General features: G+C 70.7%; 16 protein-coding genes. 8 read left to right on the forward strand and 8 right to left on the reverse strand.

Going from position 1 to position 21,377, the window contains the following annotated elements:
- Positions 1-34 precede the first annotated feature (34 nt).
- Genes tkt through pgl form a run of 5 tightly spaced genes read left to right on the forward strand, consistent with a single transcriptional unit; the run spans position 35 to position 6,802 of the window.
- Positions 35-2,140 (forward strand): transketolase, encoded by a 2,106-nt coding sequence (gene tkt, locus POF73_RS21145; protein ID WP_272117684.1) that lies wholly within the window; start codon positions 35-37, stop codon positions 2,138-2,140.
- 34 nt (positions 2,141-2,174) lie between these two features.
- Positions 2,175-3,293, forward strand: coding sequence for a transaldolase (gene tal / locus POF73_RS21150; RefSeq protein WP_272117686.1), 1,119 nt, complete (start codon positions 2,175-2,177; stop codon positions 3,291-3,293).
- Between the two features lie 4 nt (positions 3,294-3,297).
- Positions 3,298-4,836 carry a glucose-6-phosphate dehydrogenase gene (gene zwf / locus POF73_RS21155; RefSeq protein ID WP_272117688.1) on the forward strand — a complete coding sequence of 513 codons (1,539 nt, stop codon included), beginning with the start codon at positions 3,298-3,300 and terminating at the stop codon, positions 4,834-4,836.
- On the forward strand, positions 4,833-6,023 hold the full coding sequence (gene opcA / locus POF73_RS21160; protein WP_272117690.1) for a glucose-6-phosphate dehydrogenase assembly protein OpcA: 1,191 nt from the start codon (positions 4,833-4,835) through the stop codon (positions 6,021-6,023). Before zwf ends, opcA begins: the two co-directional genes overlap by 4 nt.
- Complete coding sequence (gene pgl, locus POF73_RS21165; RefSeq protein ID WP_272117692.1) at positions 6,020-6,802, forward strand: 6-phosphogluconolactonase; 783 nt, start codon at positions 6,020-6,022, stop codon at positions 6,800-6,802. The genes opcA and pgl overlap by 4 nt, the downstream gene beginning before the upstream one ends.
- An 84-nt stretch (positions 6,803-6,886) precedes the next feature.
- Here pgl and POF73_RS21170 read toward each other — a convergent pair whose 3' ends face one another.
- From POF73_RS21170 to POF73_RS21190, 5 genes are all read right to left on the reverse strand, one after another.
- Positions 6,887-7,726, reverse strand: a complete 840-nt coding sequence (locus tag POF73_RS21170; protein WP_272117912.1) for a carbohydrate ABC transporter permease — start codon at positions 7,724-7,726, stop codon at positions 6,887-6,889.
- Between the two features lie 8 nt (positions 7,727-7,734).
- Positions 7,735-9,099 carry a carbohydrate ABC transporter permease gene (locus POF73_RS21175; protein ID WP_272117694.1) on the reverse strand — a complete coding sequence of 455 codons (1,365 nt, stop codon included), beginning with the start codon at positions 9,097-9,099 and terminating at the stop codon, positions 7,735-7,737.
- A 6-nt stretch (positions 9,100-9,105) separates the two neighbouring features.
- The gene (locus POF73_RS21180; protein WP_272117914.1) at positions 9,106-10,437 is read right to left on the reverse strand and encodes an ABC transporter substrate-binding protein; all 1,332 of its coding nucleotides are present in this window, start codon (positions 10,435-10,437) and stop codon (positions 9,106-9,108) included.
- Between the two features lie 106 nt (positions 10,438-10,543).
- Positions 10,544-12,187, reverse strand: a complete 1,644-nt coding sequence (locus POF73_RS21185) for a glycoside hydrolase family 13 protein (RefSeq protein WP_272117697.1) — start codon at positions 12,185-12,187, stop codon at positions 10,544-10,546.
- A gap of 139 nt (positions 12,188-12,326) precedes the next feature.
- Positions 12,327-13,607: an ABC transporter substrate-binding protein gene (locus tag POF73_RS21190; protein ID WP_272117699.1), complete on the reverse strand. Its 1,281-nt coding sequence runs from the start codon at positions 13,605-13,607 to the stop codon at positions 12,327-12,329.
- Between the two features lie 126 nt (positions 13,608-13,733).
- On the opposite strand from POF73_RS21190, the gene POF73_RS21195 reads away from it, so the two are divergent.
- From POF73_RS21195 to POF73_RS21205, 3 genes are all read left to right on the forward strand, one after another.
- Entirely contained in the window at positions 13,734-14,249 is a 516-nt protein-coding gene (locus POF73_RS21195) for a PadR family transcriptional regulator (protein ID WP_272117701.1), read from the forward strand.
- Positions 14,246-15,001, forward strand: a complete 756-nt coding sequence (locus tag POF73_RS21200; RefSeq protein WP_272117704.1) for an ABC transporter ATP-binding protein — start codon at positions 14,246-14,248, stop codon at positions 14,999-15,001. The genes POF73_RS21195 and POF73_RS21200 overlap by 4 nt, the downstream gene beginning before the upstream one ends.
- A 105-nt stretch (positions 15,002-15,106) precedes the next feature.
- Positions 15,107-17,509 (forward strand): ABC transporter permease, encoded by a 2,403-nt coding sequence (locus POF73_RS21205; RefSeq protein WP_272117706.1) that lies wholly within the window; start codon positions 15,107-15,109, stop codon positions 17,507-17,509.
- Between the two features lie 227 nt (positions 17,510-17,736).
- Here the strand turns inward: POF73_RS21205 and pgi are convergent, their stop codons facing one another.
- From pgi to POF73_RS21220, 3 genes are all read right to left on the reverse strand, one after another.
- Positions 17,737-19,392: a glucose-6-phosphate isomerase gene (gene pgi / locus POF73_RS21210; RefSeq protein WP_272117708.1), complete on the reverse strand. Its 1,656-nt coding sequence runs from the start codon at positions 19,390-19,392 to the stop codon at positions 17,737-17,739.
- A gap of 52 nt (positions 19,393-19,444) precedes the next feature.
- Positions 19,445-20,713 carry an MFS transporter gene (locus tag POF73_RS21215; protein ID WP_272117710.1) on the reverse strand — a complete coding sequence of 423 codons (1,269 nt, stop codon included), beginning with the start codon at positions 20,711-20,713 and terminating at the stop codon, positions 19,445-19,447.
- Positions 20,714-20,858: 145 nt separating this feature from the next.
- Positions 20,859-21,194, reverse strand: coding sequence for an RNA polymerase-binding protein RbpA (locus POF73_RS21220; protein ID WP_003957010.1), 336 nt, complete (start codon positions 21,192-21,194; stop codon positions 20,859-20,861).
- Between the last annotated feature and the right edge of the window lie 183 nt (positions 21,195-21,377).

The following is a 21,377-nucleotide window of genomic DNA, read 5'->3' on the forward strand; positions in this document are numbered from 1 at the left end:
GCAACCGACATGTGGAGAGGAGCCCTGACCCAGGGTGAGCACCAAGCCGACCACCACAGACCTCGACTGGACCGAGTTGGACCAGCGGGCCGTCGACACCGCCCGTGTCCTGGCCGCCGACGCCGTACAGAAGGTCGGCAACGGCCATCCGGGTACGGCGATGAGCCTGGCACCTGCCGCCTACACCCTCTTCCAGAAGGTGATGCGGCACGACCCCGCGGACGCCGAGTGGGTCGGGCGAGACCGCTTCGTGCTGTCCGCCGGCCACTCGTCCCTGACCCTCTACACCCAGCTCTACCTGGCCGGCTTCGGCCTGGAGCTGGAGGACCTGAAGGCGTTCAGGACGTGGGGGTCGAAGACCCCGGGTCACCCGGAGTACGGCCACACCGTGGGCGTGGAGACCACCACCGGCCCGCTGGGCCAGGGTGTCGCCAACGCCGTCGGCATGGCGATGGCCGCCCGCTACGAGCGCGGTCTGTTCGACCCGGAGGCCGCCGAGGGCACCTCCCCCTTCGACCACTTCGTCTACGTCATCGCCGGTGACGGCTGCCTCCAGGAGGGCATCTCCGCCGAGGCGTCCTCGATGGCCGGTCACCAGAAGCTCGGCAACCTGATCCTGCTGTGGGACGACAACCACATCTCGATCGAGGGCGACACCGAGACGGCCGTCTCCGAGGACACCGTCAAGCGGTACGAGGCGTACGGCTGGCATGTGCAGCGGATCGCCCCGAAGCCGGACGGCGACCTCGACCCGCACGCCATCTACAACGCGATCGAGGAAGCGAAGAAGGTGACGGACAAGCCGTCCTTCATCGCGATGCGCTCGATCATCGCCTGGCCCGCCCCGAACGCGCAGAACACCGAGGCCGCCCACGGCTCGGCGCTCGGTGACGACGAGGTCGCGGCCACCAAGCGCGTCCTCGGCTTCGACCCGGAGCAGTCCTTCGAGGTCGCCGACGAGGTCATCACCCACAGCCGCAAGGCCCTGGAGCGCGGTGCCCTGGCGAAGGCGGAGTGGGAGAAGTCCTTCCAGCTCTGGCGGGACAACAACCCCGAGCGCGCCGCCGAGTTCGACCGGATCAGCAAGGGCGAGCTGCCCACCGGCTGGGAGGAGAAGCTCCCGGTCTTCGAGCCCGGCAAGGGCGTCGCGACGCGTGCCGCGTCCGGCAAGGTGCTGCAGGCTCTGGGTGCGGTCATCCCGGAGCTGTGGGGCGGCTCGGCCGACCTGGCCGGCTCCAACAACACGACGATCGACAAGACGTCGTCGTTCCTCCCGGCGGACAACCCGCTCCCGGAGGCCGACCCGTACGGCCGCACGATCCACTTCGGCATCCGCGAGCACTCCATGGCCGCGGAGATGAACGGCATCGCGCTGCACGGCAACACCCGTATCTACGGCGGCACCTTCCTGGTGTTCTCCGACTACATGCGCAACGCCGTACGTCTGTCGGCGCTGATGCACCTGCCGGTGACGTACGTGTGGACGCACGACTCCATCGGTCTGGGTGAGGACGGCCCCACGCACCAGCCGATCGAGCACCTCGCGTCCCTGCGCGCCATCCCCGGTCTCAACGTCGTCCGCCCGGCCGACGCCAACGAGACCGCGATCGCCTGGCGCGAGATCCTCAAGCGCTACACCAAGGAATTCGGCAAGGGTGCCCCGCACGGGCTCGCGCTGACCCGTCAGGGTGTGCCGACGTACGAGGCCGACGACAACGCCGCGCGCGGTGGCTATGTGCTGTTCGAGGCCGACGGTGGCGAGCCGCAGGTCGTCCTCATCGCGACCGGTTCCGAGGTGCACGTCGCCGTCGAGGCGCGCGAGCGGCTCCAGGCCGACGGTGTGCCGACGCGGGTCGTGTCGATGCCGTCCGTGGAGTGGTTCGAGGAGCAGGACCAGGGGTACCGGGACAGCGTTCTGCCGCCGGCCGTCAAGGCGCGGGTCGCCGTGGAGGCCGGTATCGGTCTGACCTGGCACAAGTACGTCGGGGATGCGGGCCGCATCGTTTCCCTGGAGCACTTCGGTGCTTCGGCGGACGGCAAGGTCCTTTTCCGGGAGTACGGCTTCACTGCCGAGAACGTGGCTGCCGTCGCGCGGACTGTGCTTGATTCAACTACGGGCCTCGCCGCGACCCAGCGCTGACGCTCATATACGAGACGTAGGAGTTTGATTTTCCATGACAGACGCACTGAAGCGCCTCTCCGAGGAAGGCGTCGCGATCTGGCTGGACGACCTGTCGCGCCAGCGCATCACGTCCGGCAACCTCGCCGAGCTGATCGACCAGCAGCACGTCGTCGGTGTCACCACCAACCCGACGATCTTCCAGAAGGCGATCAGCGGCGGTGACGGGTACGAGCAGCAGGTCGCCGACCTGGCCGCCCGCAAGGTGACGGTCGAAGAGGCGATCCGCATGATCACCGCGGCGGACGTCCGGGACGCCGCCGACATCCTGCGCCCGGTCTTCGACGCCACCGGCGGTCAGGACGGCCGGGTCTCCATCGAGGTCGACCCGCGGCTCGCGCACAACACCCGCGCGACCGTCGCCGAGGCCAAGCAGCTGGCCTGGCTGGTCGACCGTCCCAACACCCTGATCAAGATCCCGGCTACCAAGGCCGGCCTTCCGGCGATCACCGAGGTCATCGGCCTCGGCATCAGCGTCAACGTCACGCTGATCTTCTCGCTGGAGCGCTACCGCGAGGTCATGGACGCCTACCTGGCCGGTCTGGAGAAGGCCAAGGAGCGCGGGCTCGACCTGTCGCTCATCCGCTCGGTCGCCTCCTTCTTCGTGTCCCGTGTGGACACCGAGATCGACAAGCGCATCGACGCGCTCGGCACCGACGAGGCCAAGGCCGCGCGCGGCAAGGCGGGCGTGGCCAACGCGCGCCTCGCCTACGAGGCGTACGAGGAGGTCTTCGCTTCGGACCGCTGGAGCGTGCTGGAGAACGCGGGCGCCAACAAGCAGCGCCCGCTGTGGGCCTCCACCGGCGTGAAGGACCCGGCCTACAAGGCGACCCTGTACGTCGACGACCTGGTGGCGCCGAACACGGTCAACACCATGCCGGAGGCGACCCTCCACGCCACGGAGGAGAAGGGCGAGATCACCGGCAACTCCATCGCCGGCAGCTACGCCCAGGCCCGCGCCGACCTGGACGCCGTCGAGAAGCTCGGCATCTCGTACGACGACGTGGTGCAGCTGCTGGAGGACGAGGGCGTCGAGAAGTTCGAGGCGTCCTGGAACGACCTGCTCAAGTCGACCGAGGCAGAGCTGGCGCGCCTCGCCCCCTCGGAGGGCTGATCCCTTGCCACCCTTCAACGTCACTGAAGCGAACCCGCTTCGTGACGCCGCCGACCGACGGCTCCCGCGTATCGCGGGGCCGTCGGGCCTGGTGATCTTCGGCGTTACGGGCGATTTGTCACGTAAAAAGCTGATGCCCGCCGTGTACGACCTCGCCAACCGGGGTCTGCTGCCGCCGGGCTTCTCGCTGGTCGGCTTCGCCCGCCGCGAGTGGGCCCACGAGGACTTCGCACAGGAGGTCCACGACGCGGTCAAGGAGCACGCCCGCACCCCCTTCCGCGAGGAGGTCTGGCAGCAGCTCATCCAGGGCATGCGCTTCGTGCAGGGCACCTTCGACGACGACGATGCCTTCGAGCGGCTGCGCGCCACCATCGAGGAGCTGGACAAGGCCCAGGGCACGGGCGGCAACTTCGCCTTCTACCTGTCGGTGCCGCCGCGCTCCTTCCCGGTGGTCATCCAGCAGCTGAAGAAGCACGGCCTCGCCGACCAGTCGTCCGGCTCCTGGCGCCGCGCGGTCATCGAGAAGCCCTTCGGCCACGACCTGAAGTCGGCCGAGGAGCTCAACAAGGTCGTGCACGAGGTCTTCGCCCCGGACCAGGTCTTCCGTATCGACCACTACCTGGGCAAGGAGACCGTCCAGAACATCCTGGCGCTGCGGTTCGCCAACACGATGTTCGAGCCGATCTGGAACCGGTCCTTCGTGGACCATGTGCAGATCACCATGGCCGAGGACATCGGCATCGGCGGCCGGGCCGGCTACTACGACGGCATCGGCGCCGCCCGTGACGTCATCCAGAACCACCTCCTGCAGCTGATGGCCCTGACCGCCATGGAGGAGCCCGCCTCCTTCGACGCGGACGCGCTGGCGGCGGAGAAGACCAAGGTGCTCGGGGCGGTCAGACTCCCCAAGGACCTGGGCCGCGACACGGTGTTCGCGCAGTACGCGGCCGGCTGGCAGGGCGGCGAGAAGGCGGTCGGGTATCTCCAGGAGGAGGGCACCGACGCCAAGTCGAAGACCGACACGTACGCCGCGATCAAGCTGGGAATCGACAACCGCCGCTGGGCGGGCGTCCCTTTCTACCTGCGCACCGGCAAGCGGCTCGGCCGCCGCGTCACCGAGATCGCGGTCGTGTTCCAGCGGGCGCCGCACTCCCCGTTCGACACGACGGCCACCGAGGAGCTGGGCCAGAACGCGATCGTGATCCGCGTCCAGCCCGACGAGGGCGTCACGGTCCGCTTCGGTTCGAAGGTGCCCGGCACCTCGATGGAGATCAGGGACGTGTCGATGGACTTCGCGTACGGCGAGTCCTTCACGGAGTCCTCGCCCGAAGCGTACGAGCGCCTGATCCTCGACGTCCTGCTCGGCGACTCCAACCTCTTCCCGCGCACCGAGGAGGTCGAGCTGTCCTGGAAGATCCTCGACCCGATCGAGGAGTACTGGGACACGCACGGCAGGCCCGCCCAGTACCCGTCCGGTACCTGGGGTCCCGTCGAGGCGGACGAAATGCTGGAGCGAGACGGACGGAGCTGGCGCCGGCCATGAAGATAGACCTCACGGACACCACCGCCAGCAAGATCAACAAAGCGCTGGTGCAGGGCCGCCGGGCCATCGGCACGCCGGCCGTCGGCATGGTGCTCACGCTGGTCATCGTGACGGACGAGGAGAACGCGTACGACGCGCTCCGGGCCGCGAACGACGCCTCGCACGAGCACCCCTCGCGCACCCTGCTGGTCATCAAGCGCGTCTCGCGCTCGCCCCGCGACCGTACGACGTCGAGGCTGGACGCCGAGGTGCGGGTGGGCGCGGACGCGGGCAGCGGTGAGACGGTCGTTCTGCGCCTGTACGGCGAGGTGTCCGACCACGCCCAGTCCGTCGTCCTCCCGCTGCTGCTGCCGGACGCCCCCGTGGTGGTCTGGTGGCCGGTGAACGCGCCGCTCGACCCGGCGAACGACCCGCTGGGCGCGCTGGCCCAGCGCCGGGTGACCGACACATACGCCTCGGAGCAGCCGGTGCGGGAGCTGACGGCCCGCGCCGACACCTACACGCCGGGCGACACCGACCTGTCCTGGACCCGGATCACGCCGTGGCGCTCGATGCTGGCGGCGGCTCTGGACCAGGTGGTCTGCGACGTGCAGGCCGTCGAGGTGGAGGGCGAGGAGTTCAACCCGAGCTGTGAGCTGCTGGCGATGTGGCTCGCGGACCGGCTGGACGTCCCCGTGAAGCGGTCGCTGTCGTCGGGCCCCGGTCTGACGGCGGTCCGGATGGACACCGACTGCGGCCCGATCGTGCTCGACCGGGCGGACGGCTCCCTGGCGACCCTCTCCATCCAGGGCCAGCCGGACCGTGCGGTGGCACTGAAGCGGCGGGAGACGGCCGAGCTGATCGCGGAGGAACTGCGGCGGCTGGACCCGGACGACACCTACGCGTCGGCGCTGCGGTTCGGCGTGGAGCGGCTGAACTCGGTGTCGGCCGCCGCGGTGCGGGGCGGCGCGTACGCCGCGGAGGCAGCGGAGGCCGCCGTGGCCAAGGCGGTGCAGGCCGCCGCGCTGGCGGAGGCCGCCGTGGCGAAGGCGGAGGAGTCGCCGGCCAACGAGTCCGAAGAGGCACCTGCGGAGTCTGCGGACTCTCCGGCCAAAGGAGCCAAAGGAGCGGCGTCCGAGTCTTCCGGCGAAGCCGATGCGCAGGAAGCGGCGACGCAGGAACCGTTGAAGAAGGCGGCGGCGAAGTGAGTACTCCCCAGCTCGTCGTGCACCATGACAAGGAGCTGATGGCGCAGGCCGCGGCGGCCCGGTTGATCACGAAGATCGTGGACGCACAGGCCTCCCGTGGCTCGGCGTCCGTGGTCCTCACGGGCGGTCGCAACGGCAACGGCCTGCTGGCCGCACTGTCGGCGGCCCCCGCGCGGGACGCGATCGACTGGGGCCGGCTGGACCTGTGGTGGGGCGACGAGCGTTTCCTCCCCGAGGGCGACCCCGACCGCAATGTCACGCAGGCCCGCGCGGCCCTGCTGGACGCGGTGCCGCTGGATCCGAAGCGGGTGCACGCCATGCCGGCGTCGGACGGCCCGTTCGGCACGGACGTGGAGGCCGCGGCCGCCGCGTACGCGGAGGAACTGGCGAGGGCGGCGGGCCCCGAGAACCACGGCGCGGTCCCCACCTTCGACGTCCTGATGCTGGGCGTGGGCCCCGACACCCATGTCGCCTCCCTGTTCCCGGAACTCCCCGCGGTACGTGAGACGGAGCGCACGGTCGTCGGCGTCCACGGCGCCCCGAAGCCGCCCCCGACCCGCGTCACCCTCACGCTCCCCGCGATCCGGGCGGCGCGTGAGGTGTGGCTGCTGGCGGCGGGCGAGGACAAGGCGCAGGCCGCGGCGATCGCCCTCTCGGGCGCGGGCGAGATCCAGGCGCCCGCGGCCGGTGCGTACGGCCGTTCCAGGACCCTGTGGTTGCTGGACTCGGCGGCGGCGTCACAGCTGCCGCGTTCGCTGTATCCACCGGCATCCGCGTGAACGTCCTTCGGGCCCCCGCTTCGCAGTGAAGCGGGGGCCCGAAGCACATGCGCTGCCTGCCGATGCGCTGCTTGCCTGCCCGCGCTACTTCACCGAGCCGGCCATCACGCCCTGCACGAAGTGCCGCTGGAAGGCGAAGAACACCACGACCGGCACCACCAGCGACAGGAACGCACCGGGTGCCAGCACATCGATGTTGCTGCCGAACTGCCGTATCTGTGACTGGAGTTCAACGGTCAGCGGCTGTGACGTGCTGTCGGCGAACAGCAGCGCCACCAGCATGTCGTTCCACACCCACAGGAACTGGAAGATGGCGAGTGAGGCGATCGCCGGCCGCCCCACCGGAAGCACCAGCCGGGTGAAGATCCGCCACTCGGTGCCGCCGTCCATCCGCGCCGCCTCCAGCATCTCCTTCGGCATCTCGGCGAAGTAGTTGCGCAGCAGGAACACCGCGAACGGCAGACCGTACGCCACGTGGAAGAGGACGACGCCGGGGATCGTGCCGAACAGCCCGAGCTGACCGAAGAGTTTGGCGACCGGGAGCAGGCCGATCTGCACGGGTACCACCAGCAGCGCCACCACGACCAGGAAGATCGTCTCGCGGCCGGGGAAGTCCAGCCACGCGAAGGCGTACCCGGCGAGTGCCGCGATGACCACCACCAGCACGGTCGCCGGCACCGAGATCAGCACGGTGTTCCAGAAGGCCTGGGTGATCCCGGAGTTGCCCAGCAGTTGCGAGTAGTTGTCGAAGGACAGCTGGCCGGGACTGGCGAGCACTGTCCACCAGCCGCCCTTCGCGGTGTCCTCGGCGGACCGCAGCGAGGAGAGGAACAGCCCGGCCAGCGGTGTCATCCACACCAGCCCGACCACCACCAGAAACGCCTGGACCAGGCTGTTGCCCAGTCCGCGCCGGACCGCGTTCATCGTCCCGTTCATCGCTGACTCCCTCGGAAACGACGGACGTTGAGGACCATGGCGGGGATGACCAGCAGCAGAAGCAGGACGCCCAGCGCGCTGCCCAGCCCCTGGTTGTTGCCGCCGCCGAACGACACCAGCCACATCTGCGTCGCGAGCACGGTCGCGTCCTCCTGCACCGGCCCGGGCGCGATGATGTAGACGAGGTCGAAGACCTTCATCACGTTGATGACGAGGGTGACGAACACGACCGTCAGCACCGGCGCCAGCAGTGGCACCGTGATCCGCCGGAAGATCTGCCACTCGTTCGCACCGTCCATCCGCGCCGCCTCCAGCGCGTCCCGCGGCAGAGCCGAGAGGCCCGCGCCGATCAGGACCATCGCGAAGCCCGCCCAGATCCACAGGTACGCCCCGATGATCGCCGGGGTCACGAGCGTGGGCCCGAGCCAGGAGATGCCCTCGTAGGGGGCGGCGAAGTTCGACGCCGGCAGCTTCACCGTGTAGGAGCCCTCGTCCAGCCCCTCGAAGCGGAAGGAGCCGTCGGCCGCGGTGGTCGCCGTGGCGACCGTCTTCCCGGCCCGCACCGCCTCGACCGTCATCTCCGGCAGCCCGCTCTCCCGCCGGTCGACCTTGCCCTGCTCCCCTCCCCCACCGGGAGTGAAGTCGAGGTACACGACGCCGCGCAGCTCGTCGGCGCCCGCCTTGCGCCCCGCCGCCTCGTAGGCCGGCTCGGCGCCGCCGGGCAGGTCGTCCGGCAGCACACCGACCAGGCCCAGCGTCAGCGCCTCGCCCGGCGACGCGCTCGCGGTCGCCCGGTACGAGCCGTCCGCCGCCTTCGTCAGCCCCTGCCCGTCACGTGCCCGGGCCGTCGGATAGGTCGACGTGCCCTGGAAGGCGTCGTGCACGGAGACGACGGCGGCGTTCAGCACGCCCTTGTCGGGGTCCTCGTCGTAGGCGAGCCGGAAGATGATGCCGGCCGCCAGGAAGGACACCGCCATCGGCATGAAGAGCAGCAGCTTGAAGGCGGTCGCCCAACGGACCTTCTCCACCAGCACGGCCAGGATCAGGCCGAGGCCGGTGAGCAGGGCCGGGGCCACGACGACCCAGATCGTGGTGTTGCGGATGGCCTTGAGGGTGGCCGGGTCGCGGAACATCTCGGCGTAGTTCTCGCCGCCCACGAAACGGGTGCCGGAGGCGTCGAAGAAGCTGCGCCCGACGGAGAACAGCACGGGATAGACGACCAGCGCGCCCAGCAGGAGCAGCGCGGGGAAGACGAAGAGCAGGGCGATGATCCGGGCGCGCCGCCGCGAGCGCCGGGCACGTTCCCTGCCCGGGCTCACGGCGGCCCCCCGGCTCGCCTCATTCACGAGAGTGGCGGTCATGTCAGGTCAGCCCTGGCCCTGGTACGCCTTGGCCGCCGCGGCCTCCAGCTTCGCCGCGGTCCCCTTCGGGTCCGACGGGTCGCGCAGGAAGTCCTGCAGGAGCTTCCACTCGCCCGCGCCCTTGGTGCCGCCGAACGCCGCCGGGGCCTGGTCGGACATGTCGAAGCGGACCGAATCGCCCGCGGAGACGAGGGACTTGGCGGTCGCGCGGGTGACGTCGTCGCCGTAGGAGGCGGGGTCGACGTTCTTGTTCGGGGACAGGAAGCCACCGGCCTCGGCCCACACCGCGGCGGCCTCCGGAGTCGCCAGGTACTCAAGAAGTGCCATGCCGGCCTTCTGGTTCTTGCCGTCCTTCAGGACGACGGCCGCGTCACCACCGCTGACCACCGGCTCCTTGCCGCCGCCGACCGCCGGGAACGGGAAGAAGTTCGCGTCCTCGCCGATCTTCTTGCCGAACTGGTCCTTGGCGACGCCCGCGACGAAGTCGCCCTCGTAGACCATGCCCGCCTCGGGCTTCGGCCCGAACACCTTCTCCACCGAGCCCGGGAAGTCGGTGTTGAGGGCGCCCTTCTGACCGCCCGCGATCAGCTGCTTGTCCTTGAACAGCTTGCCGAGAGTGGTGAGCGCCTCGACCACCGACGCGTCGGTCCACTTCAGCTTGTGCGTGGCGAGGGCGTCGTACTTCTCGGGTCCGGCCTGGGAGAGATAGACGTTCTCGAACCAGTCGGTGAGCGTCCAGCCGTCCTGCCCGGCGACCGAGAAGGCGGCGAGGCCCGAGTCGGAGACCGTCTGTCCGGCCTTCAGCATGTCGTCGTACGACTTCGGCGGCTCGACGCCCGCCTGGGCGAGGGCGTCGGGGCTGTACCAGACGGTCGACTTGTGGGCGGCCTTGAAGTAGAGGCCGTAGAGGCTGCCGTCGACACTGCCGTAGTTCTTCCACACGGGGGCGAAGTTGGCGTCCACGGACTTCTGGGCGGCACCGGACAGCGGCTTGAGCCAGCCGCTCTTGGCGAACTGCTGGAGCACACCGACCTGCGGGACCATCACCACGTCGGGGGCGTTGCCGCCCTCGATCTTGCTGCCGACGACGGTGGAGACGTTGTCCCCGGTGGACACGAACTGGGTCTTGGCGCCGGTCTTCTCGGTGAACGCGTCCAGCACCTTCTGGAAGTTCTTCTGCTCGGTGCCGGACCAGACACCGGCCACGGTGACCGTCTGGCCCCCGAGCGCCTTGTCGCCGCCGCCCGCGGAGACGGGACCACCGCCACAGGCGGTCGCGCCGAGCGCGAGGACGAGGGAGGTACAGCCGGTGAGCAGGGTGGTACGTCGTCGCATCATCATCGATGTCCCTTCGGGGATGGGAGAACTGACGGTGGAGCAGGCCTTCTCGAACGGGGGATCAGGGGGCTTCGGACCGGGGGGCAAGGGGCTTTCGAACGGGGGATCAGCGGGCCGGTGACTCGGTGCCGTCGCTCATCCACCAGGCGGCCGTGGAGCCGGGCAGCACGCCGGCCGGGCAGGGGCCGCTGGCCAGCAGCGGGCTGCCGGAGACCGGCGCGGGCGTGGGGGCCGTACCGAAGTTGACGGCGCAGACCAGGCCGTCGCCGCGGGCGAAGGCCAGGACGCCGGGTGGGCTGTCCAGCCAGCGCAGCGTGCCCTCGCCCAACTGGGGCAGCCCGGCGCGCAGTTGGAGGCCGTCGCGGTACAGGTGCCAGAAGGAACGGGTGTCGGCGAGGGCGCGGTCGGTGGCGTACTCGGCGAAGTACTCCGGCTGCGGCAGCCACGGCTTGGCGCTCTCCACGCCGGAGGTGAAGCCGAAGGGGGACGCCTGTCCCGACCAGGGCAGCGGCACCCGGCAGCCGTCGCGGATCCGGGCCCGGCTTCCGGTGCGGCGGAAGATCGGGTCGGTGAGCACGTCGTCGGGCAGGTCGACGACCTCGGGCAGACCAAGCTCCTCGCCCTGGTAGATGTACGCCGCTCCGGGCAGCGCCAGCATCAGCAGCGCGGCGGCACGGGCGCGGGCGGCGCCGAGACCGCTGCCCTCGGTGGCGGGTTCGCCGTAGCGGGTGACGGTGCGGACCTGGTCGTGGTTGTTGAGGACCCAGGTGACCGTCGAGCCCGTGCCGGCTATGTCCTGCATGGCCTCGGAGATGACCTTGCGGAAGGCGTCGGCCTCCCAGGGGGCGCTGAGCAGGTCGAAGAAGAACGCCTGGTGGAGTTCGTCGGAGCGGACGTACAGGGCGTGCTCGCGCGCGGTCGGCACGGACACCTCGCCGACGAGGAGGCGCTCACGGCCGTCGCGGGCGGTGTACTCCTCGCATATGGAGCGCCAGCCACGCCACACCTTGTGCACCTCGGGCTGGTTCCAGGCGAGCGGGTTGACCGAGTCGCGGGTGCGGGCGTCGGCCTCCGGGTCGTCCGAGTCGGGCAGCTCCGGGTGCTTGAAGAGCCCGGCGGCGACGTCGATACGGAAGCCGTCGACACCCCGGTCGAGCCAGAAGCGCAGGACCCGGTCGAACTCGGCGCCGACCTCCGGGTTGCGCCAGTTCCAGTCGGGCTGCTCGGGCGTGAACATGTGCAGGTACCACTGGCCGGCCTGCCCGTCCGCCTCGGTCACCCGGCTCCACGCCGGGCCGCCGAACATCGCGTGCCAGTTGTTGGGCGGCTCGGAGCCGTCGGCGCCCCGGCCGTCGGCGAAGTGGAAGCGGGAGCGGGCCGCGCTGCCGGGCTCGGCGGTCAGCGCCTCCTCGAACCACGGGTGCTCGCTGGAGCAGTGGTTGGGGACGATGTCGAGCAGCACCTTGATCCCGAGGCCCCGGGCCGCCGCGACCAGCAGGTCGAACTCGGCGAGGTCACCGAAGAGCGGGTCGACGCCGCAGTAGTCGGCGACGTCGTAGCCGTGGTCGTGCTGCGGCGAGGGATAGAACGGGCTCAGCCAGATCCCGTCGACCCCGAGCTTCTTGAGATAGGGCAGCCCCGCCCGGACCCCCGCGAGGTCGCCGACACCGTCGCCGGTGCTGTCGAGGAAGCTGCGGACGTAGACCTGGTAGATCACCGCGTCACGCCACCAGTGGTACTTACTCAGCATGCATGCATGTTAAGTAGGCGTGTCAGGAGGGTGTCAATGAACTGGCCGTAAGCTACCGAGCGGTTGACCTATCGAACTGGGACATACCGGGTCAGAATCAGAAAGGATGAGATGCTGCCGTTACTTAACAGGTAACTATTCAGCGCGCGACGGCGTCGAGCTCCCGCGCCAGCCGGCGCACCGCCTCCTCGGGCGTCTCCCGCCCGCTCATCGCGTCCCGCACGACCGCCTGCACCACCAGGCTCACCTGGTCGTAGCGCGGGCTCTTGGGGCGCGGCGCGGCCCTGAGCACGCTCTCGCGCAGGGTCGGCAGATACGGGAACTGCCGCACCAGCTCGGGATCTTCGTATACGTCGGCCCGTACGGGCGGCAGCGCACCCCGCGTCAGGACCTGGCGCTGGACGCGCTCACTGGTCAGGTACGCGATCAGCCGGGCGGCCGAGTCGGGATGCCGGGCGTGTGTGCTGACGGCGAGGTTGGAGCCGCCCAGGACACTCATCCCCGGTCCGCCCGGCCCCGGCAGCGGTACGGCGCCGACCTTCCCGGCGACCGGCGAGCCCTTGGCCGACGCGGCGACATAGGCGTACGGCCAGTTACGGAGGAAGAGCAGGCGTCCGTCCTGGAAGGCCTGCTTGGACTCCTCCTCCTTGTACGCCAGCGCCCGCTTCGGGATCCAGCCCTCGCGTACGCCCCGGGAGAGGAAGTCGATGCCCTCGCGGGCGGCCGTCGAGTCGACGGTGACCCGCTCGCCCTCGTCGCCGAGGATCGAGCCGCCCGCCGAGTAGACGGCCTCGGCCGCGTTGACGGTGAGGCCCTCGTAGGGCAGGAACTGGCCCGCGTATCCGTCGAGACCGTACTTCGGGGCGATGGTCTTCGCCTGTTTCTCCAGCTCGGCCCAGGTGCGCGGCGGGTCGACGCCCTCCTTGGCGAGGATGTCCCTGCGGTAGAGGAGCAGGCCGGCGTTGGTGACGTACGGGACCGCGTACAGCTGTCCGTCATAGGTTGCCGTGTCCACGACCGGCGGCAGGAAGGTGTCGAGCGGGAAGCGGTCGCGGGGCAGCGGACGGATCCAGCCGTGTGCCGCGAACTCCGAGGTCCAGCTGACGTCGATGTTGAGCAGGTCGAAACGGCCGCCGTCGTCGTCGCCGTCGCCGTCGCGCAGGTCAGTGATCATCTGCGCGCGGGTCTCGTCGGCGGAGTCCGGCAGCTCGACGAGCGTGACCTTCTCGTCCGGGTGGGCGCGGTTCCAGCCCTCCAGGAGGGGGCCGAGATAGCCGGTGAGGTCGCCGGCGGTGGCGAGGGTCAGGGGCCCTCGGCCGCTTCCCGAACCCTCGTCCGCGTGGACGCCGGAGGCGATATAGCCGGTCATGACCACGACCAGAACAAGGAGGCCCCTACCCGCGGCATGGATCCACCGCATAGGTTCCTCCCTGTACACCTGGCACCGGGCGCCTTCGTCCGGGGTCAGAGGCCATGTATACCTGTTAGGTATGGGCGATACTAGGGCCTGCGGCACATTAACTCGGGAAGCGGGAGGAGAGCACGAGTGCGGCTGCCCCTCCTGGCCCTGCTGGCGCGTGGCTCGGCGCACGGCTACGAGCTGAAGCAGGACCTTGAGCAGATGCTGGGCTCCGCGTACCCTCAGCCGAATGTCGGCCAGATCTATGTCACCCTCGGCCGCCTGGAGAAATCGGGGCTGATCGAGGGCGAGGACGTCGAGCAGTCGAGCCGGCCCAACAAGAAGGTCTACCACCTCACCGACGCCGGGCGTGAGGCGCTGCGCGCCTGGTTCGAGGACACCGAGGACGAGCCTCGGGTGCGGGACGAGTTCTTCATGAAGCTGGCTCTCGCCCCGCAGACCGGCCTCGCCGACCAGGTAGCCCTCATCAACAAGCAGCGGCGCCAGTACTTGAACACCATGCGTCAACTGTCGAAGCTGGCCGCCGCCGAGAACCGGGACAACCGCATCGCCCACCTGCTGATAGAGGGCGCGATGCTGCATCTGCAGGCCGACCTGGACTGGCTGGAGCGGTGCCAGGAAGAGCTGGAGGAGTTGGAGTGAGCGACGATTCCACTCCTGGGCTGCGTGCCGAGGGTCTGGTCAAGACGCATTACGGCGAGGGAGCTCCGGCGCATGCCGTGCGGGGCGTGGATCTTTCCGTCCGGCAGGGCGAGTTCGTGGCGGTCACCGGGCCGTCCGGAGCCGGCAAGTCGACTCTGCTGCATCTGCTCGGCGGGCTGCAGCGCCCCGACAGCGGCAGCATCTGGCTGGACGGCGAGTGCGCCGACGCCTGGAACGAGGCCCGCTGGGCGGTGGAGCGCCGGAAGCGCATCGGGATCGTCTTCCAGTTCTTCAACCTGGTCTCGGATCTGTCCGTCGCCGACAACGTCGAGCTGCCCGCCCTGCTGGCCGGCGTCCCGCCGAAGCGGGCCCGCGCCGAGCGGACCGAGCTGCTGACCGAGCTGGGCCTCGCGGGCAAGGAGCGGAGCATGCCGGGCGAACTGTCCGGCGGCGAGCAGCAGCGCGTCGCGCTGGCCCGGGCCCTGGTCAACCGTCCGCCGCTGCTGCTGGCCGACGAACCCGCGGGCAGCCTGGACAGCAAGGGCACCCGTGAGGTGATGCGGCTGCTGTCCCGCTTCCACCAGCGCGGCCAGACGATCGTGCTGGTCACGCATGACGCCCGGCTCGCGAGCGCCGCGGACCGGGTGATCAGCTTCTTCGACGGCCGGATCGCCGACGACGCCGAGCTGGACGGCGGCACGACCCCGCCGCGCCGGTCCGGGATATCGGGCGTGCTGGAGCTGAAGGACTGACATGCGGCGCTACGACGATCCCTGTGCCCACTGCGGACGCTCCCCCCGGCACGGTCGCTCCCCCCGGCGCCGGCCTCCCGGTCGCGAGCAGCGAGGCTGACGCCCATGCGAGCCACCCTGCGCTGGGCGCACTCCGATCTGCGTACGCACCGCGGCGAGGCGCTGTTCCTCGTGCTGGCCACGGCCGGGATCGTCGTCTCGCTGCTGCTGGCCACGGCGCTCTTCGGCTACGCCACCAATCCCTGGCAGCGCGTCTTCACCCAGGCGCGCGGCGCGCACGTCTGGCTGCACACCGGTTCCGCGGCCGACACCGGCAAGCTGGCCGACCTCGACGGCGTCCAGTCCGTCGCGGGCCCCTACCCCACCTCCTCCACGGCCCTGACCTCCCGGGGCACCCGGGCCTCCGTCGAACTGCGCGGCACGCCCGAGCGGCCCGCCGTCGGCCGCCCGCTCCTGACCTCCGGCCACTGGCTGGACCCGGCGAAACCCGACGGCGTGGTCCTGGAGACCCGCCTGGCCCGCGCCCTCCTGGCCGCCCCCGGCGACACCCTCACCCTGCCCGGCACCGGCCGCACCCTGACCGTCCTCGGCATCGCCGACAACGCCGAGCCGCGCTACCGGCCGGGCGAGCAGCCGGGCCTCGTCTGGGCACCGCCGGCCGCCGTCCGCAACCCGGGCGGCCAGGTGATCGGGCTGCGCCTGACCGACCCCGACGACACGGACTACGCCGTCCAGCGCGCCGTGACCGTGCTGGGCGCCGGTGCGGTCAGCGAGGTCTCCACCTGGAAGCAGGCTCAGGCCGAGGCACAGGGCGACAACCGGCTGCTCGGGCAGGTGCTGGGGCTGTTCGGGCTGGGCGCGCTGGTCGCCGCCGGGCTGGCCGTGCACGGGGCGATCGGCACCCGGATCCGCGGTCATCTGCGGGACATCTCGGTGCTGAAGGCGATCGGGTTCACGCCGGGCCAGGTGGTCCGCGTCTTCCTGCTCCAGCATCTCGCCTACGCGCTCCTGGGCGCCGTGGCCGCGGCCTCCGTCATCCAGGCCCTGGGCAACCACATCCCCGGGCGGCTCGGGGACGCGGTCGGCGTGTGGCAGGGGCTGCCCGGGCACACCGTGGCGCTGTTCACGGTGCCGGTGGGCGCGGTGCTCCTCATCGGCGCGACCACCTGGCTCGCGGCGTGGCGTGCGGGGCGGGTGCCGCCGGTTCCGGTGCCCCGGCCCGCGGCGCCGATCGGCGGGGGTCTTTCCGGTGGGACGGGCCGTGACGCCGGGCCGCGGTCTGCTGCGGCTTCGCCGGCCGGGCGCACGACAGGCGCCGCGCGCCGAGCCCTGGGGCTGCCGGCGGCTCCACCGGCCGGACGGCTGTCCGGGCTGTCCCGCCGCGCCCTCGGGCTACGGCTGCCGCCCGCGCTGGTGCTGGGCTGGCACCGGGCGTTCACCCGCCGCCCCCGGTCGCTGGCCACGGTGGCCCGGCTGGCGCTGCCGCTGCTGTTGATCGTGGTCGCGATGAGCGCATGGACCACCATCGACCGCTTCGACAGCAGCCCCGACCGCATCGGCCTGCCCACCGCCCTGACCGCCCGCGCCGACTCCGGTCTGACCGACCCGGACGCCCGCGCCCTGCTGGAACGCGACCCGCAGGTCGCCGCCGCCTACCCGGGCGTCGAGGTGGCCGCGCTGGTCCCGGGGCAGACGGCGACCATCGCCCTGCGCGGCCTCGGCACCGGCCAGGACCCCTACCCGTACGCGCTGGCCGAGGGCCGCCCCGCGCAGGGCCGCGACGAGGCGGTGGCCGGCCAGGGGCTGCTCGATCTGCTGGACGTGGCGGTCGGCGACTGGGTCCGGGTGACCGTCGGCGACCAGCCGCAGATCCTGCACATCGTGGGCCGCAGCATCGAGCCGGACAACGCCGGCCGGGTCATCTCCACCTCCCTCGACACCCTCCGTGAGAACGGCAGCGGCCTCGGCCCCACCCTCTACGAGCTACGGCTCCGCCCGGGCGCCGACCCGGCCGAGGTCTCCGACCGGCTGGCCGACGCGGGGCAGGGCCGCCTGGACATCCACGCAGTGCCCAACCCGGCCGACGGGCTCTCGCCGCTGCGGGGAGTCGTGGTGGGCCTGATCGCCGTTCTGGCCCTCATCGGGCTCATCGAACTGCTCACCGCGATCGGCGGTACCGTCCGGGAGGGCGAGCGCGATCTGCTGGCCCTCAAGGCCATCGGCCTCTCGCCACGGCAGATCACCGCGATCACCGTCACGTCCACCGCCTGCACCGCCCTGGCAGCGGTCGTCGTCGGCACGGCCCTGGGCACGCCCCTCGCCCACTGGCTGATCGACGCCCAGGGCAGATCGAGCGGCATCGGCGCCGGGATCGCCCAGAGCCCGTCGGTCCCACTCCTGCTCCTGTTCGGCGCGGCCGCGGTCACGGGCGCGGCCGCCCTGGCCGCCGTCCCCGCCTCCCGCGCGGCCCACCGCCGACTCGCGGACACCCTGAGCGCGGTCGCCTGACCGGCGGGTCCGGGACACGACGGGTTTCCCGAGGTCAGCGGAGGCGAGGCCGCCTCGCCCGCGCGACATGGTGGGGCTTCAGGAACGACCGTGGGGTCAGCGTGCCGCCGGTCCAACTCCCTGGTGGACAGGTCGCCTTGAACTCCCCCGAGTGATCGTGCTCATGATCGCCGAGGGCGGCTACGGAAAGCGGACGACAACGTGCCGCCCGCTTTCCGCATCTGCGGTCACTGCCGGCCGCGCAGCTCCCGGTACTTGGCGACGAGCGCCTTCGTCGACGCGTCCAGCCCCGGCACGTCCGCACCCTCGGTCAGCGCGGGCTCGACCCGCTTGGCGAGGACCTTGCCCAGCTCGACGCCCCACTGGTCGAAGGAGTCGATGTTCCACACCGCGCCCTGCACGAACACCTTGTGCTCGTACAGCGCGATCAGCTGGCCCAGCACCGACGGGGTCAGCTCACGCGCGAGGATCGTGGTCGTCGGGTGGTTGCCCTTGAACGTCTTGTGGGTCACCAACTCCTCCGGCACCCCCTCGGCGCGCACCTCCTCCGGCGTCTTGCCGAACGCCAGCGCCTGCGTCTGCGCGAAGAAGTTCGCCATCAGCAGGTCGTGCTGCGCCTTGAGTTCGTCACTCATCTCTGCGACCGGCTCGGCGAAGCCGATGAAGTCCGCCGGGATCAGCTTGGTGCCCTGGTGGATCAACTGGTAGTAGGCGTGCTGCCCGTTGGTGCCCGGCGTACCCCACACGACCGGCCCGGTCTGCCAGTCGACCTCCTGCCCGTCCCGGCCGACGTACTTGCCGTTGGATTCCATGTCCAACTGCTGCAGATACGCCGTGAACTTGGACAGGTAGTGGCTGTACGGCAGCACCGCATGCGACTGTGCGTCGTGGAAGTTGCCGTACCAGATGCCCAACAGGCCCAGCAGCAGCGGCACATTGGACTCGGCGGGTGCGGTGCGGAAGTGCTCGTCGACGATCCGGAAGCCGTCGAGCATCTCCCGGAAGCGGTCCGGCCCGATGGCGATCATCAGCGACAGCCCGATCGCCGAGTCGTACGAGTACCGCCCACCGACCCAGTCCCAGAACTCGAACATGTTGACCGTGTCGATGCCGAAGTCCGCGACCTTCTCGGCATTCGTCGACAAAGCGACGAAGTGCTTCGCGACGGCATCCGGCCCGGCCTTCAGCTCGCCCAGCAACCAGTTGCGCGCGGACGTGGCGTTGGTGATCGTCTCGATCGTGGTGAAGGTCTTGGACGCGATGATGAACAGCGTCTCGGCCGCGTCCAGGTCGCGGACGGCCTCGTGCAGATCGGCGCCGTCGACGTTCGACACGAAACGGACCGTCAGATCGCGGTCGGTGAAACTGCGCAGCACCTCGTACGCCATAGCCGGGCCGAGGTCGGAGCCGCCGATACCGACGTTGACGACATTCCTGATGCGCTTGCCGGTGTGGCCGGTCCAGGCACCGGAGCGGACCCGCTCGGCGAAGTCGGCCATCTTGTCGAGGACGGCGTGCACGCCGGGGACCACGTTCTCCCCGTCGACCTCGACCACCGCTTCGCGCGGCGCCCGCAGCGCAGTGTGGAGCACGGCCCGGTTCTCGGTGGTGTTGATCTTCTCGCCGCGGAACATCGCGTCCCGCAGCCCGAACACGTCCGTGGCGGCGGCCAACTCGCGCAGCAGCCGCAGCGTCTCGTCGGTGACCAGGTGCTTGGAGTAGTCGATGTGCAGGTCGCCGACCTGCAGTGTGTACCCCGCACCGCGGCCCGGGGCGGCGGCGAACAGCTCGCGCAGCCGCACCTCGCCCAGCTCCTCGCGGTGCTTGGCCAGCGCGGTCCACTCGGGCGTCCGGTTGAGCCTGATACGGCCGTCTGCGTTCATGTCCGACTTCAGCCTTCTTTCGTGCCTGTCCCAGCTGTTCCAACCTAATTGATCAGCGCGTGGCATGACCCGTCGTGGCGGCGTCGTCCGGCGCAACAACAGATACGTCCGCCTTGCGCGCGGGTATCAGCGCGGCGAGGGCCAGTACGAAGAAGCCGGCCGTGAGCAGGGGCGGGGTGTTCAGCCCCCAGGCGGTGGCGACGGCACCGCCGAGCAGGGCGCCGAGCGGCACCCCGGCGAAGGCCAGCGTCCGGAAGGCGGAGGCGACCCGGCCCAGCAGTTCGGCGGGGCTGCGCTGCTGCATGAGCGTCGTCGTGTTGACGTTCCACACCATGCCCATGAGCCCGAATACGGCCAGGGCCGCCACCAGCACGGCCAGGCTGCGCACGGTGCCCATGACGATCAGGGCGGCGGTCTGCACCGCACCGGCGAGCAGCACGGCCGGGATCCGCCCCAGGCGCCGCACGATCCGTCCGTTCACCACTCCCCCGGCGAGGCCGCCGACGGTGAACGCGGCACCCACCGCCGCGTACCCCGCGGCACCGGCGTCCAGCCATCCGGTCACCAGGACGACCAGGGTGGCGAGCTGGGCGCCCATGCCGATGTTGCACAGGGCGGTCGCGGCACACAGGCCTCGCAGGGGCCCGTCGTGCCACAGGGTGCGCAGGCCCTCCGCGATCTCCCGGCGCAGGGTGCTGCCCGCCACGGCCGGCTTCCGCTCGGGCGCCTCGACGCGCAGCGAGGCCACCAGTGCGGCCGCGATCAGGAAGGTGGCGGCGTCGGCGGCGAAGGGGACGGCTGCGCCCACGGCCAGCAGCAGCGGCACCACCGGCCCGCCGACCAGTCCGCCCGCGATGCGCTGCCCGGTCATCAGCCGGGCGTTCGCGCTGCCGAGGGCGTCATGGTCCACCAGGGCGGGGAGCAGAGCCGTGGACGCGTTGTCGAAGAGGGTCTGGAGCGCGGTCAGGGTGAAGGCCAGTGCGATGAGCAGGCCGATCGAGGCGTGCCCGAGCGCCACGCCCACCGCGAACGCGGCGACCAGGAGGCCGCGTAACGCGTCCACCGTCCACATCGCGCGCCGCTGGTCCACCCGGTCGGCGACGGCGCCGCCGAGCAGCCCGAAGACGATCCACGGCAGATAGCCGCAGGCGGTGACCGCGGCGATCAGCAGCGGCCGGTCCGTCAGCGTCACGGCCAGGAGCGGCAGGGCGGCCGTACGCAGGGAGTCGCCGAAGCTGGAGAGCACGGCGGCGCTCCACAGCCGTCCGAATCCGCCGCGCCACGCAGGCGCGCACAGGCCAGCCACCTCAGCCGTCGCCACAGCTCCCCCTCACGGTCCTTCGATGCGGAAGATCGATACACGAACCGTAGAGGGCACCACTGACAATCGGTCCGCGAGCGGATCGGGGCCGTGGGTCAAACAGGTCCGGCCAGGCGCCCGCAGGCACCCGGCCGGTCCTCAATTCCTAGATCTCGCCCCGCAGTTTGGCGAGTGCCTCGGCGAGGATCGCCTCGCCGTCTGCGTCGCTGCGTCGTTCCCGTACATACGCGAGGTGCGTCTTGTAGGGCTCGGTGCGCGGCGGGTCCGGCGGGTTGTCCCGGTCCTGCCCGGCGGGAAAGCCGCAGCGCGGGCAGTCCCAGGTGTCGGGAACCTGCGCGTCGCTGGCGAAGCTGGGCTGCGTCTCATGCCCGTTGGAGCACCAGAAGGAGATGCGCAGCCGGGGCGCGGACTCGCCCCGCTCAGCCTCGCCCATCGGCCCCGCCCCGACCCGGCTTCCTCGGATCGCGTTGCCACTTGCCACGGTCGTAACTCCCTGCGTGATGGTGCCGCAAAGCGAGTCGGCGTTTCGCTTCGCTGCGAGCGCCTCAGTCTACGTAAGGCCCAACGCGCGTCCAGTGATTGGAGTTACAGAGCCCTCACACCAAGACGCAAGCCCCATGATAGGCCGCGCTCAGCTGCGCGTACCGAACATGGGGCCTTACGT

The organism is Streptomyces sp. HD, assembly GCF_028369295.1.
GTDB lineage: Bacteria > Actinomycetota > Actinomycetes > Streptomycetales > Streptomycetaceae > Streptomyces.

Coding starts and splice junctions, on each gene's coding strand:
- tal (WP_272117686.1), top strand. CDS start 2,175: ATGACAGACGCACTGAAGCGCCTCTCCGAGGAAGGCGTCGCGATCTGG.
- opcA (WP_272117690.1), top strand. CDS start 4,833: ATGAAGATAGACCTCACGGACACCACCGCCAGCAAGATCAACAAAGCG.
- POF73_RS21170 (WP_272117912.1), bottom strand. CDS start 7,726: ATGAACGCGGTCCGGCGCGGACTGGGCAACAGCCTGGTCCAGGCGTTT.
- POF73_RS21175 (WP_272117694.1), bottom strand. CDS start 9,099: ATGACCGCCACTCTCGTGAATGAGGCGAGCCGGGGGGCCGCCGTGAGC.
- POF73_RS21180 (WP_272117914.1), bottom strand. CDS start 10,437: ATGATGCGACGACGTACCACCCTGCTCACCGGCTGTACCTCCCTCGTC.
- POF73_RS21185 (WP_272117697.1), bottom strand. CDS start 12,187: ATGCTGAGTAAGTACCACTGGTGGCGTGACGCGGTGATCTACCAGGTC.
- POF73_RS21190 (WP_272117699.1), bottom strand. CDS start 13,607: ATGCGGTGGATCCATGCCGCGGGTAGGGGCCTCCTTGTTCTGGTCGTG.
- POF73_RS21205 (WP_272117706.1), top strand. CDS start 15,107: ATGCGAGCCACCCTGCGCTGGGCGCACTCCGATCTGCGTACGCACCGC.
- pgi (WP_272117708.1), bottom strand. CDS start 19,392: ATGAACGCAGACGGCCGTATCAGGCTCAACCGGACGCCCGAGTGGACC.